At 47.3% G+C, this 15,877-nt stretch carries 16 protein-coding genes and 1 other annotated feature; all 16 genes read right to left on the bottom strand.

What is annotated here, in order from left to right; all coding sequences use genetic code 11:
• Positions 1 to 73 precede the first annotated feature (73 nt).
• The 16 genes from T472_RS18035 to T472_RS17960 all read right to left on the bottom strand — a co-directional run bounded on the left by T472_RS18035 (position 74) and on the right by T472_RS17960 (position 15,682).
• Positions 74 to 1,369, bottom strand: coding sequence for a glycosyltransferase family 2 protein (locus T472_RS18035; RefSeq protein WP_040908183.1), 1,296 nt, complete (start codon positions 1,367 to 1,369; stop codon positions 74 to 76).
• 85 nt (positions 1,370 to 1,454) lie between these two features.
• Positions 1,455 to 2,408 carry a type IV pilus twitching motility protein PilT gene (locus T472_RS18030; RefSeq protein WP_023384354.1) on the bottom strand — a complete coding sequence of 318 codons (954 nt, stop codon included), beginning with the start codon at positions 2,406 to 2,408 and terminating at the stop codon, positions 1,455 to 1,457.
• Entirely contained in the window at positions 2,381 to 3,139 is a 759-nt protein-coding gene (locus T472_RS18025) for a shikimate dehydrogenase family protein (protein WP_023384357.1), read from the bottom strand. The genes T472_RS18030 and T472_RS18025 overlap by 28 nt, the downstream gene beginning before the upstream one ends.
• A gap of 96 nt (positions 3,140 to 3,235) precedes the next feature.
• Entirely contained in the window at positions 3,236 to 3,853 is a 618-nt protein-coding gene (gene udk / locus T472_RS18020; RefSeq protein WP_023384359.1) for a uridine kinase, read from the bottom strand.
• A 20-nt stretch (positions 3,854 to 3,873) separates the two neighbouring features.
• Positions 3,874 to 5,094, bottom strand: coding sequence for a peptidase U32 family protein (locus tag T472_RS18015; protein ID WP_023384361.1), 1,221 nt, complete (start codon positions 5,092 to 5,094; stop codon positions 3,874 to 3,876).
• A complete protein-coding gene (locus tag T472_RS18010; RefSeq protein WP_023384364.1) occupies positions 5,087 to 5,731 on the bottom strand; it encodes an O-methyltransferase in 645 nt (214 codons plus the stop codon). The genes T472_RS18015 and T472_RS18010 overlap by 8 nt, the downstream gene beginning before the upstream one ends.
• 15 nt (positions 5,732 to 5,746) lie before the next feature.
• Positions 5,747 to 6,766, bottom strand: a complete 1,020-nt coding sequence (gene mltG, locus T472_RS18005; RefSeq protein WP_023384368.1) for an endolytic transglycosylase MltG — start codon at positions 6,764 to 6,766, stop codon at positions 5,747 to 5,749.
• A 10-nt stretch (positions 6,767 to 6,776) separates the two neighbouring features.
• A complete protein-coding gene (gene typA, locus T472_RS18000; RefSeq protein WP_023384370.1) occupies positions 6,777 to 8,588 on the bottom strand; it encodes a translational GTPase TypA in 1,812 nt (603 codons plus the stop codon).
• A gap of 162 nt (positions 8,589 to 8,750) precedes the next feature.
• Positions 8,751 to 9,098, bottom strand: a complete 348-nt coding sequence (locus T472_RS17995) for a YlbF family regulator (protein ID WP_023386426.1) — start codon at positions 9,096 to 9,098, stop codon at positions 8,751 to 8,753.
• A gap of 12 nt (positions 9,099 to 9,110) precedes the next feature.
• Positions 9,111 to 10,778 carry a ribonuclease J gene (locus T472_RS17990; RefSeq protein WP_023386425.1) on the bottom strand — a complete coding sequence of 556 codons (1,668 nt, stop codon included), beginning with the start codon at positions 10,776 to 10,778 and terminating at the stop codon, positions 9,111 to 9,113.
• Positions 10,779 to 10,786: 8 nt separating this feature from the next.
• Positions 10,787 to 11,260, bottom strand: coding sequence for a Fur family transcriptional regulator (locus T472_RS17985; RefSeq protein ID WP_023386424.1), 474 nt, complete (start codon positions 11,258 to 11,260; stop codon positions 10,787 to 10,789).
• A gap of 1 nt (position 11,261) precedes the next feature.
• Positions 11,262 to 11,528, bottom strand: coding sequence for a DUF1292 domain-containing protein (locus T472_RS17980; protein ID WP_023386423.1), 267 nt, complete (start codon positions 11,526 to 11,528; stop codon positions 11,262 to 11,264).
• A 4-nt stretch (positions 11,529 to 11,532) separates the two neighbouring features.
• Positions 11,533 to 11,964 carry a Holliday junction resolvase RuvX gene (ruvX, locus tag T472_RS17975; RefSeq protein WP_023386422.1) on the bottom strand — a complete coding sequence of 144 codons (432 nt, stop codon included), beginning with the start codon at positions 11,962 to 11,964 and terminating at the stop codon, positions 11,533 to 11,535.
• Between the two features lie 67 nt (positions 11,965 to 12,031).
• Positions 12,032 to 12,289: an IreB family regulatory phosphoprotein gene (locus T472_RS17970; protein ID WP_023386421.1), complete on the bottom strand. Its 258-nt coding sequence runs from the start codon at positions 12,287 to 12,289 to the stop codon at positions 12,032 to 12,034.
• Positions 12,290 to 12,385: 96 nt separating this feature from the next.
• The gene (gene alaS, locus T472_RS17965) at positions 12,386 to 15,013 is read right to left on the bottom strand and encodes an alanine--tRNA ligase (protein ID WP_023386420.1); all 2,628 of its coding nucleotides are present in this window, start codon (positions 15,011 to 15,013) and stop codon (positions 12,386 to 12,388) included.
• Positions 15,014 to 15,089: 76 nt separating this feature from the next.
• Positions 15,090 to 15,262 (bottom strand) — a binding site (T-box leader).
• 60 nt (positions 15,263 to 15,322) lie between these two features.
• A complete protein-coding gene (locus T472_RS17960) occupies positions 15,323 to 15,682 on the bottom strand; it encodes a VOC family protein (protein ID WP_023386419.1) in 360 nt (119 codons plus the stop codon).
• Positions 15,683 to 15,877 lie beyond the last annotated feature (195 nt).

Here is a 15,877-nt window from a genome sequence, read left to right as displayed (position 1 = left end):
CTTAAAACAGCGAAGCGCCATAAAAGGAATACCGTACTGGAAAATGTCCAGTACGGTATTCCTTTAGACAATGTTATAGCATCTCTTTTCTCTTTACGATCTTCTCTTCCACTTGCTTCAGATCGAGGCTCCTCACATGTTTGGTGTGCACCCATTCCTTTGAATCCTTGTGTATGATTCCAAGGATCGCAACTGGTATCCAGGTCAGCGAGTAGAACGGGAATACGATGAAGCTGAGGATCGACTTCAGGTTCAGCTTTCCGTCAAGGTACATAAGAAACGGGAAGTATGCTGTCTGAATAACAGCGTAAACTATCAGCATCCACATTATCGGCCCCACTGTTCCAGACCTGAAGTCCAGGTACATCTCGGCTGCCTTGGCATAGGCGACCCCGATGTTGAGAACATACATGTTCACAAGGTTAAGCCCTATAAGTATCAGGTAGTATGGCTGAGCGGAGTAAAGGGCACAATCAAATGCTGCCAGGTCCTTATCCTTTAAGGCTTTCTTCATGAGCTTAAGGAAATACCTTGAGAACACATCAGCATACCCCTGCATCCATCTTCTTCTCTGTGCAACGGATTGCCTGAGCGTAAGAGGCTTTTCGTCATATATTACTGCATCGTGGGCCCATCCTACCTTATAGCCGTTAAGTATGAGCTTGCAGGTGAATTCAAGGTCTTCAACAAGGCAATTAGCCTTCCATCCGTATTTCCTGAGTATCATTGTGTCTATGGCAAAGCCTGTGCCGCTGATCTGAGAGGACAATCCCAGATTGTGCCTGGACAGCTTCAGCATCCTGTTGGATATCCAGAATTCAAGTGAGTAGGATGCGGTTATCGCTGTGTCGAAAGGATTCTTTGAATCAAGATATCCCTGGACTGCATGATAGCCTCTCATGAGGTGGTCGTTCATTTCAAAGAGGAAATTCCTTGACACCAGGTTATCAGCATCCAGAACAACGACTGCATCGTAGTCCCTGTCCAGCTTGAACAGCCTTTCGAAGAACCAGTCAAGGGCATAACCCTTCCCCTTTTCCTGCCTGTTCTCACGTACATGAACCTTTGCTCCTGCATCCCTCGCTATTGCTGCCGTATTGTCGGTGCAATTGTCAGCTATGACAAATACATCAAAAAGCTCTTTCGGATAATTCATCTCCCTGACGCTCTTCACGACATTTCCGACAACTGCTGCCTCATTGTGCGCTGCAACAAGTACTGCGAAAGACTTTTGGGGCTCATATCTCCTGCCCCTGTTTTTCCTGTATGTCCCGAAGAGGGAGATACTAAGGTGATATATTGACAGAGCGGCAGCAACTAGGCCAACCACCTTGAAAATAACGTATATCAGTTCCAAAAGCATAAGCATGCACCTCCATAGTAGCTCTCAGTAAATGATAGACCATAAAGGAGTGCCTCATGATTAAGAATACTTTAAATTTGTTTAAATAATATCAGGTAATTGTCGAGAATCTTTTCATTCCAAGCTTTTCACCAAGGAAAATAAGGTTATCCAGCTGATTTATGCGTCCTTCCCTTATGGTGTTCTCCACTGAAGGTACATTAAGAAGCAGCTCATAGTCAAGGAAAGGTCCGCTTTCCCTGTATTCCAGCCGCTGAGAGAGCATGAGATTGAGTACGCTTGAAATCTGGAACCTGGCAAATTCCTTCTCCGATTCAGGAACCATTGCAAGCATACGTGTAAGTGTCCTGGATGCTCCCGACGAATGGATGGTACCTATTATCCCATGACCGGCTTCAGCGGCAGTAAGTGCCGCCCTGAGCGAGGAAAGGTTCCTTATCTCGCCAATGACTATGAAATCAGGACTTTGTCTGAGTGCCTGGTATATGCCATCCTCAAAGGATGAAAAATCCCGGCCCAGCTCCCGTTGCGTGGCAGTACCCCTCTTGCCTTGCATACGGAACTCGACCGGGTCTTCGAGAGTGACAACATGGGCATCCTCCCGACTTAGGATCTCCTGTGTGATCGAAGCCAAAGTGGTGGATTTTCCGGAGCCTGTCCTGCCTACAATAAGTGACAATCCTTTCCTTTCGGCTATCCTGTCCGCCAGCATGCCAGGAAGTCCAAGTTCCTCCAATCTTCCCACTCTTTCCTTTATCACACGAAGGACTGCGCATTTCCTTCCCTCTGCTGTGAACAGGTTAGCCCTGTATCTGCCTCTGCATTCGAATGCAAGGTCCAGGCTGGGTAAAGGTCCTGCATGGTAGCCTGAAGCAGGAGTAAGGTTCCTGAACAGCTCATCCATGAAGCTCGAGTCGATTTCGACATCACCTGCTTCAAGCCTTCCATTTATCCTGTATGAGGCGATTTCACCCTCTTTAAGGATAATATCAGTCGCTTCTCCAGTCCTTGCTGCATTCAGGACTGCTTCAACGCGTCTGTCCATATCTCGATTGACTTCATAGCCTGGTTCCTGAGCATGCTTTCGCCATTGATCACCCTTAGGCCAAGCTCCTTTCCCTTCCTCAGGAATGCGGAGTACTTGGGTTCATAGTTGAGGTCATAAAGTACGGTATCAGGTGAGTATCCGGTTATCTCTATCGGTAACCTGTCGTCATTGATGTTCCCTAGCTTTGTGCAGTTGATGACCATGGCATACTTTGAGATGTCGCCGGCTTCCTCAAGGGACATGAACAATCTGGATTCCGGAAACTGGACCTTCTTTTCCTCTGACCTGAAGGCCATGTGGATCTCAGCGCCAATATGCCGGAGTGCGGTGTATACAGCCCTGGCAGCTCCTCCGCTTCCTAGGATGAGGACCTTTTTACCCTTTAAGTCAAGCCCATTTTCAGCAAGTGACCTTTCGAACCCATGGACATCAGTGCAGTACCCTATCCTCCAGCCTTCCTTAACGACCACAGTATTAACCGCCCCAACCTCCAAAGCCTCAGAATGCAGCTCATGGATAAATCCCATTATGTGTTCCTTGTAAGGAACAGTAACATTGAATCCGACAATACCTTCCTTCTCCATCGATTCAATGAATGAAGGTATGTCATCCCTCTTTACGTCAAATATCGAATAGGTGAGCGGTATGTTCCTTTCCTTGTACCAGCTGTTATGGATCTCAGGAGACCTTGAATACGATATGTTTCTTCCCAGAAGCCCAACTTTCATGTTCTTCACCTCCACTTATATTATCCCACATTTTAGCTTTATTATACATAAGAAAAAGAGGCATGAAAATGCCCCTCTAAGTCATTAAAATGACTCTTATCCCAGATGCTGTCTTACCTTTGCCACAAGCACATCTATTGCTACCTTGTTCTTCCCGCCCTCGGGTATTATCAGGTCCGCATACCTCTTCGTCGGTTCAATGAACTGAAGATGCATTGGCCTTACAACCGTAAGGTACTGCTCGATTACTGACTCCATTGTCCTGCCCCTGTCCCTGATGTCCCTGACAAGCCTCCTGAGGATCCTGAGGTCCGCATCGGTGTCAACGTATATCCTGACATCCATCATGTCCCTAAGTGCCTTGTCGTCAAGTATAAGGATGCCCTCAAGGATTATTATCTCCCTTGGCTCAACTATCTCAACCTCGGCCTTCCTGTTGTGGACAGTGAAGTCGTATATAGGCTTCTCTATCTTCCTGCCATCAAGGAGGTCCTTCAGGTGACTTATTAGGAGCTCCGTGTCGAATGCGTTTGGATGGTCGTAATTTGTTCTTATCCTGTCCTCAAAGGACAGGTTTGACTGATCCTTGTAATAGGAATCCTGCATGATGATGCAGATCTTTTCACTTGGAAAACTCCTGAAGATTTCCCTTGCTACGGTGCTCTTTCCTGAGCCAGTACCGCCTGCTATACCGATAAGGATAGGCTTCTTCACATTGATCACTCCTTGAGATATCAGTCTTTCTTTTCCAGTACCAGCATGTCTCCGTACATCAGTGGTTTGGTGGATGTTGCTGAAAACACCATTGCAGCCTTGTTGGCCACGTTGATCTCATTTCCCTCTTCATCCTCAAAATTGTCAATTATCGTGTCTATCACAGGTCCCCTTGCCCTCAGCACCTTGACGGTGTCTCCGGGAAAGACCCTGTTCTTCTGGCCGATAACGTATCTGCCGTTCTTCTCATCCTCAGCTACCACACCCACTATGTCAAAATCCCTGACATATGAGCTGCTTTCGTATACCTGGCTGTTTCCCCTTCCGAAGTAGAAGCCTGTATAGTACTGTCTGTGGCTTATCATGGAGAGCATCTCCATCCATGCCGGGTCATAAGTGTAGTTCGCTGGGTCTGAAACATAGCTGTCTATCGCTTCCCTGTAGGCCTTTACTATCGCCGCGACATAGAATTCTGATTTCATCCTGCCTTCTATCTTGAACGACACTATTCCAGACTCCATGAGCTCAGGAATATGTTCGATCATGCAAAGGTCCTTTGAGTTCATGATATAGGTTCCCTTGTCATCCTCCATGATCTCCATGTACTCACCCGGTCTCGTCTCCTCCACCAGATGGTACTTGTACCTGCAGGGCTGTGCGCATGCGCCCCTGTTGGCATCCCTGCCGGTCATGTAGTTTGACAGCAGGCATCTGCCTGAATACGCCATGCACATTGATCCATGCACGAAAGCTTCAAGGTCAAGGGTATCAGGGATATTATCCTTTATCTCCCTTATCTCCTTCATGCTCAGCTCCCTCGCGAGCACGATCCTCTTTATTCCCATGGAATGCCAGAAGATTGCGGAGCGCCAGTTCACGTTGTTTGCCTGCGTGGAAAGGTGCAGCTCAAGCTCCGGTACCACCTGCCTGGCAGTCATGATTATGCCGGGGTCTGATACAATGGCAGCATCAACATTCGCAGCATGAAGCTCCCTGAGGTAATCCTCAAGCCCGTTCATATCGCTGTTGTGCGGAAATACGTTAAGCGTAACATATACCTTCCTGCCCCTGTCGTGGGCATACTTTATTCCTTCCCTAAGCTCTTCATATGTAAAGTTGTCGGAAAATGCCCTGAGGTTAAGCCTGCTGCCGCCCAGGTACACGGCATCCGCTCCGTAGTCCACTGCAGTCTTCAGTTTGCTCAGGTTTCCTGCAGGGGCAAGAAGCTCCGGTTTAAACATTTGGTTTCCTCCTTATGAATGCCACCCCGTCACCAATTGGTATGATGGCGGATGACAGGTCTTCCCTTTCAGAAACGGTCCTTGTGAATTCCCTTAGGGTTGATACCGTCGCACGATATTTCCTCGGGAATTCCTCCCCATCGGGAACCAGACCCCTGAACAGGACATTGTCAACGATAATAAGCCCATCCTCATTCAGAAGTGGAAGGCTAAGCTCAAGGTATTCCATGTAGTGAGACTTCCTCGCGTCTATGAATACCATGTCAAACTTATCATGGTCGCCCTTCAGGAAGTCCATGCAGTCTGAAAGAACAACTTCGATCCTGTCTGACAGGCCTGCGTGCCTTATGTTCTCTTCAGCCCTTTCCTTCATACCTGCATTGAGGTCCACCGTGGTGATCATGGTATGAGGCGATTCCAGCGCCATGGCTATGGCTGAGTACCCTATCGCAGTCCCCAGCTCAAGGAGCCTTTTCGGCCTTTTCATCCCTACCATGAAGAGAAGGAGGCCAAGAGCGTCCTTTTGTATTATCGGGACGCTGTTTTCCTCCGCATACTTCTCAAGATGTCCAAGTCCGGTCTCACCGACCAGGGATTCTATATATTCCGTTATGTGTGGATATGTGATATTGTCCATTGTGATCCTTCTTTTCTAGTTGCTAAACTCCGCCTTCTTGGCAAGGAACTCGTTGTAGTTTGCTGTGAAGAAGTGGGCATCAGCCTTAGGGTCAAGCACGTAATATATGAAATTGGTGTCAGCAGGCTGAAGGGCCGCCCTTATGGCTGCCTCGCCCGGATTAGCTATGGGACCGACAGGCAGCTCGCTTATGGCATATGTGTTGTACGGGGAATCCACCTTAAGGTCATCAAGAGTGACCTTGTCTGTTGATTCCTTTCCCAGCGCATAGACAACTGTGGCGTCGATCTGAAGCTTCATCCTCTTGACTATCCTGTTCTTGATGACAGATGAGACCAAAGGCATCTCATCCGTGTTGGCAGCTTCCCTTTCGATCATGGCGGCTATAGTCACTATCCTGTTCCATCTTGTATTAGGAGACTGGATTTTCAGGTCCTTCAGTATGGCATCCATCTTCTTCACGAATGCCTTGTGCATGACGTCCAGTGCGTATGTCGGGGTTATTCCCTTCTCGAACTTGTATGTATCCGGCATCAGGAAGCCCTCCATTGCGTACCTTCTGGACTCCACATTGGTTATCCAGTCTGGATGCTTATATGCCTTCGCAGCATCGATGAATTCCTGCTTTGAAAACAGGCCCTTATCCTCGAATAATCCGCCCATCCTTTCGATGGTATAGCCTTCAGGTATTGTAACAGTGATTTCATTGATGTTTTTGCCTTCCCTGAGCTCTTTTACCAGCTCCTCGAGGGTGGCATCTGCCGGCACCTCATATGTCCCTGCCTTTATATTTGTGTTCAGCGGATGCTGCATCATATAAAGCTTGGTGAGAATGAGGTTTCTTAAGTTACCTGACGCTGCCAGGTCATCGAATATGCCGTTGAGGGTAGCATTCCTCTCAACTGTCACAATGACCTTGTCAGAATCCGACTTCAGAGGATTTTCACCTATGCCGTTATAGTAGTTCCACCCGAAAAGTCCTGCTCCACCAAAAATAACCACGATGACCAAAAGGACAAGCAAAAATTTCTTCAATCCGATCCCCCTACTTCCTGGCCGCCCTCTTCCTCTCGAGGTGGTCCAGATATCTCTTTCTGATCCTGATATTAAGCGGTGTAACTTCCACCAGTTCATCATCTGATATGAATTCAAGGCAGGCTTCCAGGGACATTTCCCTAGGAGGTACGAGCTTAAGTGCATCGTCAGAACCTGATGACCTTGTGTTTGACAGATGCTTCTTCTTGCATATGTTTACCTCGATGTCATCAGCCCTTGAACACTCGCCGCATACCATTCCTGAATATACAGGAACTCCCGCTCCGATAAAGAGATTCCCTCTCTCCTGCGCATTGAACAATCCGTAAGTTATTGCCTCCCCAGATTCGAAGACTACAAGGCTGCCCCTGGACCTTCCAGGTATATCACCCTTATATTTATCGTAACTATGGAACACATGATTCATTATACCATTTCCTTTGGTGTCAGTCATGAATTCATTTCTGAATCCTATGAGTCCTCTGGATGGTACTATGAATTCAAGCCTTGTATATCCGTTTATGGCTGATGTCATGTTTACCATTTCAGCCTTTCTTGGCCCGAGCTTCTCCATGACAGGTCCCATGAACTCCTCAGGAACGTCGATTGTGAGGTATTCCATAGGCTCAAGAGTCTTTCCGTTCTCTTCCTTCATGATTACCCTTGGCTTTGAGACCTGCATCTCGTAGCCTTCTCTTCTCATTGTCTCTATGAGTATGGAAAGATGAAGCTCTCCTCTTCCTGAAACCTCATAGGAATCAGGGCTAAGCTCAACCACCTTAAGTGAAACATTGGTCTCAAGCTCCTTGAAGAGCCTGTCCCTGAGATGCCTTGAGGTAACATAAGTTCCATCCTGGCCAGCAAATGGGGAGTCATTGACCATGAAGTTCATGGAAAGTGTCGGCTCGTCTATATGTGCGAAAGGAAGCGCTTCAGGATCCTTTGCATCAGCGACAGTATCTCCTATGGACACATCACCAAGTCCGGAGATGGCAACTATATCTCCAAGGTAAGCCTCTTCTGTCTCCACCCTCTTCAGTCCGTCATACAGGTACATGTTTGAGATCGTGGTCTTCCTGATATCACCATTCTTGCTGATTATCGCTATCTGCTGGTTCCTCCTGGCCCTTCCCCTGATTATCTTGCCTATGGCGATCTTGCCGACATATTCACTTGAATCGAGGGTGGTTACAAGAAGCTGAAGCGAACCGTCGATGTCACCTTCAGGCGGCTTAACGAATTCAATTACCTTCTCGAATAGAGGTATCATGCTGATCATGTCGTCATCAAGGTCAAGGGCTGCATAGCCTTCCCTTGCCGAAGCGTATATTATCGGGAAGTCGCACTGCTCGTCTGTAGCTCCAAGCTCCACGAACAGGTCGAACACCTCGTCAATGACTTCAAGCGGTCTTGCATCCTTCCTGTCTATCTTGTTGACGACGACAAGCGGGTTCAGTCCAAGCTCAAGAGCTTTTTTCAGGACGAACTTTGTCTGAGGCATGGCACCCTCATATGCATCTACAACGAGAAGCACCGAGTCAACCATCATGAGGACTCGTTCAACCTCTCCGCCGAAGTCCGCATGGCCAGGTGTATCAACTATGTTAATCCTGGTGCCTTTGTAGTGTACAGCTGTGTTCTTGGAGAGTATTGTTATTCCCCTCTCCTTTTCGATGTCGTTAGAGTCCATGACCCTTTCCTCGACCTTCTCATTTATCCTGAATATGTTGGACTGCCTGAGCAGAGCATCAACCAGTGTAGTCTTTCCGTGGTCGACATGGGCTATTATCGCTATGTTTCTTACATCTTCTCTTTTATACATTTTTTCCTCCATTGTTTGGGTCATGCGGCTCATGGAAACGGTTAGATTTCTCATTGCATAAAAATTGGATACCTGAGGTATCCAATAGTTGGGTATTGAAGATACCCATTGTTGGGTATTGAAGATACCCATTGTTGGATATCAGAGATATCCAGTCAGCTGTTATCTTTCGGGGCCAAGCATGTTGACGCCGACTGCATCAGTAATTATCTTCATGATATCCTCGAACATTATCGAAAACCTCATTTCAGCCTGCAGATACTCATTGATGTCAGGATTCATCTGTATGATCGAAGCGAAATTCTGCATCTTCTCATTAGTCTCATCGGTCACCTTGCCGGTTTCCACTGATTCCTGGTATGCAGCAATCTGGATCTTCCTGAAGTCTTCCAGCATCTTCTGCTTTTCAGGATTAGATTCGATCTTCCTGGCAGCGTTCCTGTACGCCACCACATCATCATGGTCCTTAAGGACTGAGGCGAATTCATTCACCTTGTCAAAAATGTTCATGCTTTATCTCTCCTAGACTTCCATAATAATCGGCAGTATCATCGGCTTCCTCATGGTCTTCGAGTACAGGTAGGACTTGAGCGAATCCTTGATCATAGTCTTCAGGACATTCCAGTCGCTGATTCTCTTCTCCTCGCACTCATCAAGCACTTCCCTTACTACGAGCCTTGCATTCTCCATGAGAACTTCAGCTTCCTTGACATACACAAATCCTCTTGAGATTATGTCAGGTCCTGAAACAACCATTCCGCTTTCCTTTTCCATGGTAACCACAACAGTGATTATACCGTCCTCTGACAGAAGCTTCCTGTCCCTCAGTACTATCTTACCTACATCCCCGACTCCGAGTCCGTCAATGAAAACATGTCCTGAAGCCACAGTGCCGTTCTTCCTTATACCATCCCTGGCAACTTCTATGACATCGCCGTTCTCAGGTATTACTATGCTGTTCCTGTCCTGTCCGAGATTGAACGCCAGGTCCGCATGCTCCCTGAGGTGCCTTGACTCACCATGTACCGGTATGAAGTTCTTTGGCCTTACCAGTGTATGGATGAGCTTTATCTCCTCCTGGCACGCATGCCCTGAGACATGAACCTCTGCCAGCGATTCGTAAATTACATTTGCTCCAAGCTTGTACAGCTGGTTTATGGTGTTGAATACTGATTTCTCATTGCCTGGTATTGGTGATGATGAGAATACCACTGTATCCCCCGTCTTTATCTGTACCTTCCTGTGAAGTCCCGCTGCCATCCTGGACAGTGCCGCCATGGGCTCTCCCTGGCTTCCTGTAGTAATGATGAGCACCTGGTTCTCAGGGTACTTGTTTATCTGGTCCACAGTTATCATGGAGCTTTCATCCACGTGCAGATATCCAAGCTCGCTAGCGACAGGGATAATGTTCTCCATCGACCTGCCTGAAACTGCTATCTTCCTGCCATGTGCAATTCCTGCCTCCATTATCTGCTGAAGCCTGTGGATGTTAGACGCAAAGGTTGCGACAATTATCCTGCCTTCAACCCCCTGGAAAAGCTTCCTGAAGCTTTCGCCTACTGTACTTTCTGAGAGTGTATAGCCTTTTCTTTCAACATTGGTGCTGTCCGCCATGAGCGCAAGGACGCCCTTCCTGCCCAGCTCCGAAAACCTCTGCAGGTCGATGACCTCGCCGTCAACAGGCGTAAAGTCAACCTTGAAGTCTCCGGTATGGACTATTGCTCCAAGCGGCGTGTGTATAGCTATTGCAGTCGCGTCTGCGATGGAGTGGTTTACCTTGATGAACTCGACTGACAGCCTCTGGAACTTTATCACATCTGTAGGCTTTACCGTTACAAGTTCAACCACATCCAGCAGATTGTGCTCCTTCAGCTTTATCTTTATGAGTCCCAGTGTAAGCTTAGTTGCATGCACCGGCACGTTGATCTGCTTGAGTATGTATGGAAGGGCTCCTATATGGTCCTCATGACCATGGGTTATGAAAAAGCCCTTTATCTTGTCCTTGTTCTTGATAAGGTATGTGATGTCAGGTATGACCACATCGATCCCGAACATCTCATCGTCCGGGAACTTGAGTCCGCAGTCTATAACCACGATCTCATCCTTATACTCTATAACTGTCATGTTCTTTCCGATTTCATCGATTCCGCCAAGAGGTATTATCTTGATCTTGTCTTTTTCTTTTCTCATTAAACTAATTATTCCTCCTTGAGTTTTTCCTCTTTAGCGCACTCTTCACAAATACCGTAAAATTTAAGGCTATGATCCTTGATTATGAAGTTGTATTTCTCCTCGATGACATGCTCTATAGGTTCAAGAAGGTCTCCCATGAATTCGGACACACGAGAACACCGGGTACATATTAGGTGATGATGAGTATGATTTTCCTCAATCCTCGTCATCTCGTACCTGGCGCTGCCGTCCTTTAAATCGAGCCTTGAGACAAGTCCCAGCTCGTTCATTAGAATAACCGTCCTGTATACCGTAGCCAATCCAATCTCGGGCTTCTTCAGCCTCACCAGAGCATAAAGCTCTTCAACGGTGAGGTGGTTTCCCACGCTCGAGATTATCGTGTCCACTATAGCCTGTCTCTGCGGGGTTAGCTTATAGCCGCTTTTTCTAAGCAGCTCCGTGACTCTTTTGATGTCCTCTCCGGATAGCTTCCCCTGCATCTCAGTTTAGTTCCTCGTCTTCGAAAATCATGCTGTAGGCTTCCTCGATCATAGCTATCTCGGAATCATCCTCGACGCTCTGGAAAAATTCATTCCCGTCCTCGTCGTAGTCGACTCTGAGCGCCGTGAACACAGGCTCCTCGTCCTCGCCAACTGGAGATACAATATAGTATTCAGTATCTTCGATCTCAAGTCTCGTTACAACCTCGACCTCGACCTCGTTTCCTTCATCGTCCGTAAGCAGGATGATGTCAGTCATATCTTCCATGTTTTCACCTCTTTGTTTGAATAGTGCTGCTGTTTTTATCTAAATATCCTTGAAGTATGAAGGTTGCTGCGATCTTGTCGACAAGCGACTTCCTCTTTTTCCTTGAAAAATCCGCTTCCAGCATTATCCGGTGAGATGCTCTTGTAGTAAGCCTCTCATCCCAGAATTCCACCTTCATGCCTGTGCGTTCTTCAAGGAAGGCGCCAAAATCAAGACTCATCTGGGCTTGCGGCCCAATGGTCCCGTCCATGTTCTTGGGTAGTCCCACAACGATTCCTGTTACCGAATACTCCGAAAAAACCTTCAAGAGCTCTGTCAGGTCATCCTCCATGGATTTCCTTTTCACAGTGGTTATTCCCTGGGCGGTATAGCCTAAGGGATCGCTCACCGCAACGCCGATTGTTCTTGTTCCAACATCCAGTCCTGCATACCTCATAAATAATTTGACCTTTCCTAATTCGTGCTTGAATCTCTAAAAAAGGGATACCCGTAAGGTATCCCTCCTATTCTTTGATATTTAAATAGGATTTTAAAACCTCTTCCAGGATTTCATCCCTTTCGAGTTTTCTCACAAGAGCCCTTGCACCGTTGTAGTTCGTGATATACGTGGGGTCTCCGGAGATAATGTATCCGACAAGCTGATTCACTGGGTTGTAGCCCTTCTCCTTCAAAGCATTGTAGACCTCTTCCAGGATACTCTTGGTAAGATCCTTCTTGTCTCTTTCAAAGTCGAACTGCATCGTATTATCTTTATTGCTCATATTCACCTGCAAAAAAGCAGATTCACCCCCCACTAATAAACTACTATACATTACATTATAAATTATTTGGGGGTGAATGTACACCTTGAACCGGGATTATTTGATTACTGTTTCAATAAGTTTATGAACTAACTGTAAAGCTTCCGCTGTCTTTTCAGGATTCTTACCGCCTGCCTGAGCCATATCCGGCCTTCCGCCACCGCCGCCGCCTGCTACTGCAGCTATCTCCTTGATGAGCTTTCCAGCATGTAGACCCTTTGCTGTCAGGTCCTTCGAAACCATTACGGAGAAGTTTACCTTCTGATTGTCCACAGAAGCCAATGCTACCACGCCTGATTTCAGTTTGTCCAGAACTTTTTCAGTTATTTCCCTTAGTGCCGATGCATCCGCATCCTTTACCTCGCCGCGCACCAGTGAAACACCACCGATGTCCTCTCTTGATGATACAAGCGTATCTATGGAGCCCTTTGAAAGGCTTCTCTTGAGCTCCTCTATCTCCTTTGACCTTGCCTTAAGTTCGGCAACATTTGCTGAAGCCTTCTGCAGCAGGTCCTTCTCGCTCGACTTAAGTGTCTCAGCCACTGACTCAAGAAGCTCCTCTTTGGCTATGAAAAGCCTGTAGGCGTTCATTCCGGTGACTGCCTCTATCCTTCTGACTCCCGATGCGATCCCTGACTCTGAGACTATCCTGAAGAGACCGATCTCTCCGCTGTTCCTTACATGTGTTCCGCCGCAGAGCTCCCTTGAGAAGTCACCTACCGAAAGCACCCTTACCTCATCGCCGTACTTCTCGTCGAACAGAGCCATGGCTCCGCTCTTCTTTGCCTCCACCATGTCCATGATGTCAGTCTTTACAGGCATTGCCCTAAGTATCTCCTCGTTGACTATCTCCTCTATCCTCTTCAGCTCTTCAGCTGTGGCTCCCTGGAAGTGGTTGAAGTCGAACCTGAGCTTTTCGTCAAGGACAATTGAGCCTGCCTGGTTGACATGGTCTCCGAGCACTATCTTAAGTGCCTTATGGAGTATATGTGTTGCAGTATGGTTCCTCTGTATTGATGTCCTCCTTGCCTTGTCAACAGAAAGGACGGCCTCTCCCAATGAAAGCTCTCCTTCAGTCACAGTAACTGAATGTACAGTGTTTCCGCTCCTGCTCTTTCTTGTATCTGTTACCTCGGCCCTGAAGCCCTTTCCCGAAACAAGTCCCGTATCTCCTACCTGTCCGCCCATCTCAGCGTAGAAAGGGGTCTTATTTGTTACGATATAGCCAGTGCTTCCGGCTGCGAGCTTATCTGTTTCTTCCGCTCCGTCAGAAACGGCAATGATCTCAATATCCGCTTCAAGTACGTTATAGCCAACAAACTCGGTCTCATAGTGCTCAGAGAAGGTGTCTATGCCCTGAAGGCTTCCGCCCATGTAGTTGCTTTCGCCCCTGGCGCTCCTTGCCCGCTGCCTCTGCAGTTCCATCTCTTCCTTGAAGGCCTTGAAGTCAACCTTCATGTCCTTCTCTGCAAGTATCTCCTCTGTGAGCTCAAGGGGGAACCCGTATGTGTCATAAAGCTTGAATGCGTGTGCTCCGCTGAATACGTCACCTGAAGTCTCCGCGATATATCCGTTAAGGAGCTCTGTTCCCTGGTCTATGGTCTCGAGGAACTTCTCCTCTTCAAGCGCAACTATCTTGTTTATGTATGACTTCCTCTCCACAAGGTCAGGATATGCATCCTTGTAGCTGTCTATGACAGCCTCGATGACATGGTTAAGGAACTTGCCCTTTGACCCAAGCACCTTGCCGTGCCTTGCAGCTCGCCTGAGGAGCCTTCTCATGACATAGCCCCTTCCTTCGTTTGAAGGAAGGACTCCATCGCTTATGAGGAAAGCTACGCTCTTGGCATGGTCAGCAATTATCCTTATGCTGATGTCTGTCTTCTCATCTTCGCCGTATGCCCTTCCGGTTATCTCAACGACGCTCTCGATTATGTTCTTCAGTATGTCTATCTCGAATATGGACTTTACTCCCTGCATTATGGTCGCCATTCTCTCAAGACCCATTCCTGTGTCTATGTTAGGAGCTGCAAGCCTGTTGTAGTTGCCTTCCTCATCCTTGTCGAACTGTGTGAAGACAAGGTTCCAGAACTCAACCATCTCGTCTCTCTCGCCGGCCTCGATGAATTCTTCAGTAGTAGTAACCACTCCGTCAGCCTTGTAGTAATGGATCTCTGAGCATGGTCCGCATGGTCCCACTCCTATCTCCCAGAAGTTGTCTTCCTTGCCGAGCCTGAATATCCTTGCAGGGTCTATGTTTGTCTTGTTCTTCCATATCTCGAAGGCCTCATCATCCTCGAAATATATGGTCACATAAAGCTTGTCAGTTGGTATCTCAAGCTCCTTTGTTACAAACTCCCACGCCCATGGAATGATCTCTTCCTTGAAGTAGTCTCCGAAGGAGAAGTTTCCGAGCATCTCAAAGAACGTGGCATGCCTCTTGGTCCTGCCCACGTTGTCTATGTCTCCAGTCCTTATGCACTTCTGGCAGGTCGCGATCCTTGTCGAAGGAGGCGTCTTCACTCCAGTGAAGTATGCCTTCAGTGGAGCCATTCCTGCATTGATGAGAAGCAGCGACTTGTCATCCTTAGGAACCAGAGGGTATGAGTCAAGGACAAGATGTGCCTTGCCTTCAAAGAACTTCAGATATCTTTCCCTTATTTCGCTTGTACTTAGCCTGTTCATTTCGTACCTCCAAATTTTTATAGCATATAACACACATATATATAAGAACAATAAATAAAAAAAGCCTTCATCCCAGACAAGGGACGAAAGCCATGCTTCCGCGGTACCACCCTAATTATGGACATATGTCCATCTCTTTCGGAAAATCAGCTCCAAGGCAGCTTCATCGTTATTAACCTCAGGGTTCTCACCAACCACCCCTTCTCTTAAGGTTCATATTCGACTACTAATCCTCTTCATTGCCGGAATATTACTATAAGATTATAGATAATGCAGAGCTTTATGTCAATAGTCCAGAATACCTGCAAATCACAGGTTTTCGACAAGCTGGACCTTCACTCCGCTGGGGTCCTTGACAAATAGGAATCTTATGCCTGGTCCCGGCTGGAACGGTCCGCTATGGACAGGTATCCCCTTCCCTTCAAGCACTTCAATCATCCTGTCCAGAGATTCTACGACAAACCCCATCGATATGTCATCCCCATTGGACACACTGCAGCCTTCCTCTGAAATAAGCTCAACCTGAGTTTCACCATCTCCGAGGAAACAGAGCTCCATCTTCGGTCCTGCCTTGAACCTCCTGTTAACAGGCAGTCCGAGCAGCCCGTTATAGAACTCAACCGACTTTTCCATATCATCAACATGCAGCGTAGTCCAGCAGTATCTCATATCCCAACCCCCAAATATTAATCCACTTCCTATATCATACACTATCGTCCTTAATAATTGATAATGCAAATTTAATTGTATCTAATAAGCAGGACCCGCATTGAATACGGGTCCGCGCTGTCATCTGGTCTTATCCTTTGCCAGGGATTTAAGTATCAATGTTGAATCGGTCTTTTGAACCTCCCTTAATAAAAA

This window comes from Youngiibacter fragilis 232.1 (assembly GCF_000495435.3).
In the GTDB taxonomy this organism is placed as follows: Bacteria; Bacillota; Clostridia; order Clostridiales; family Clostridiaceae; genus Youngiibacter; species Youngiibacter fragilis.
The sequence above is the reverse complement of the archived record's forward strand: the minus strand, read 5'-3'. Positions and strand labels throughout refer to the sequence as shown.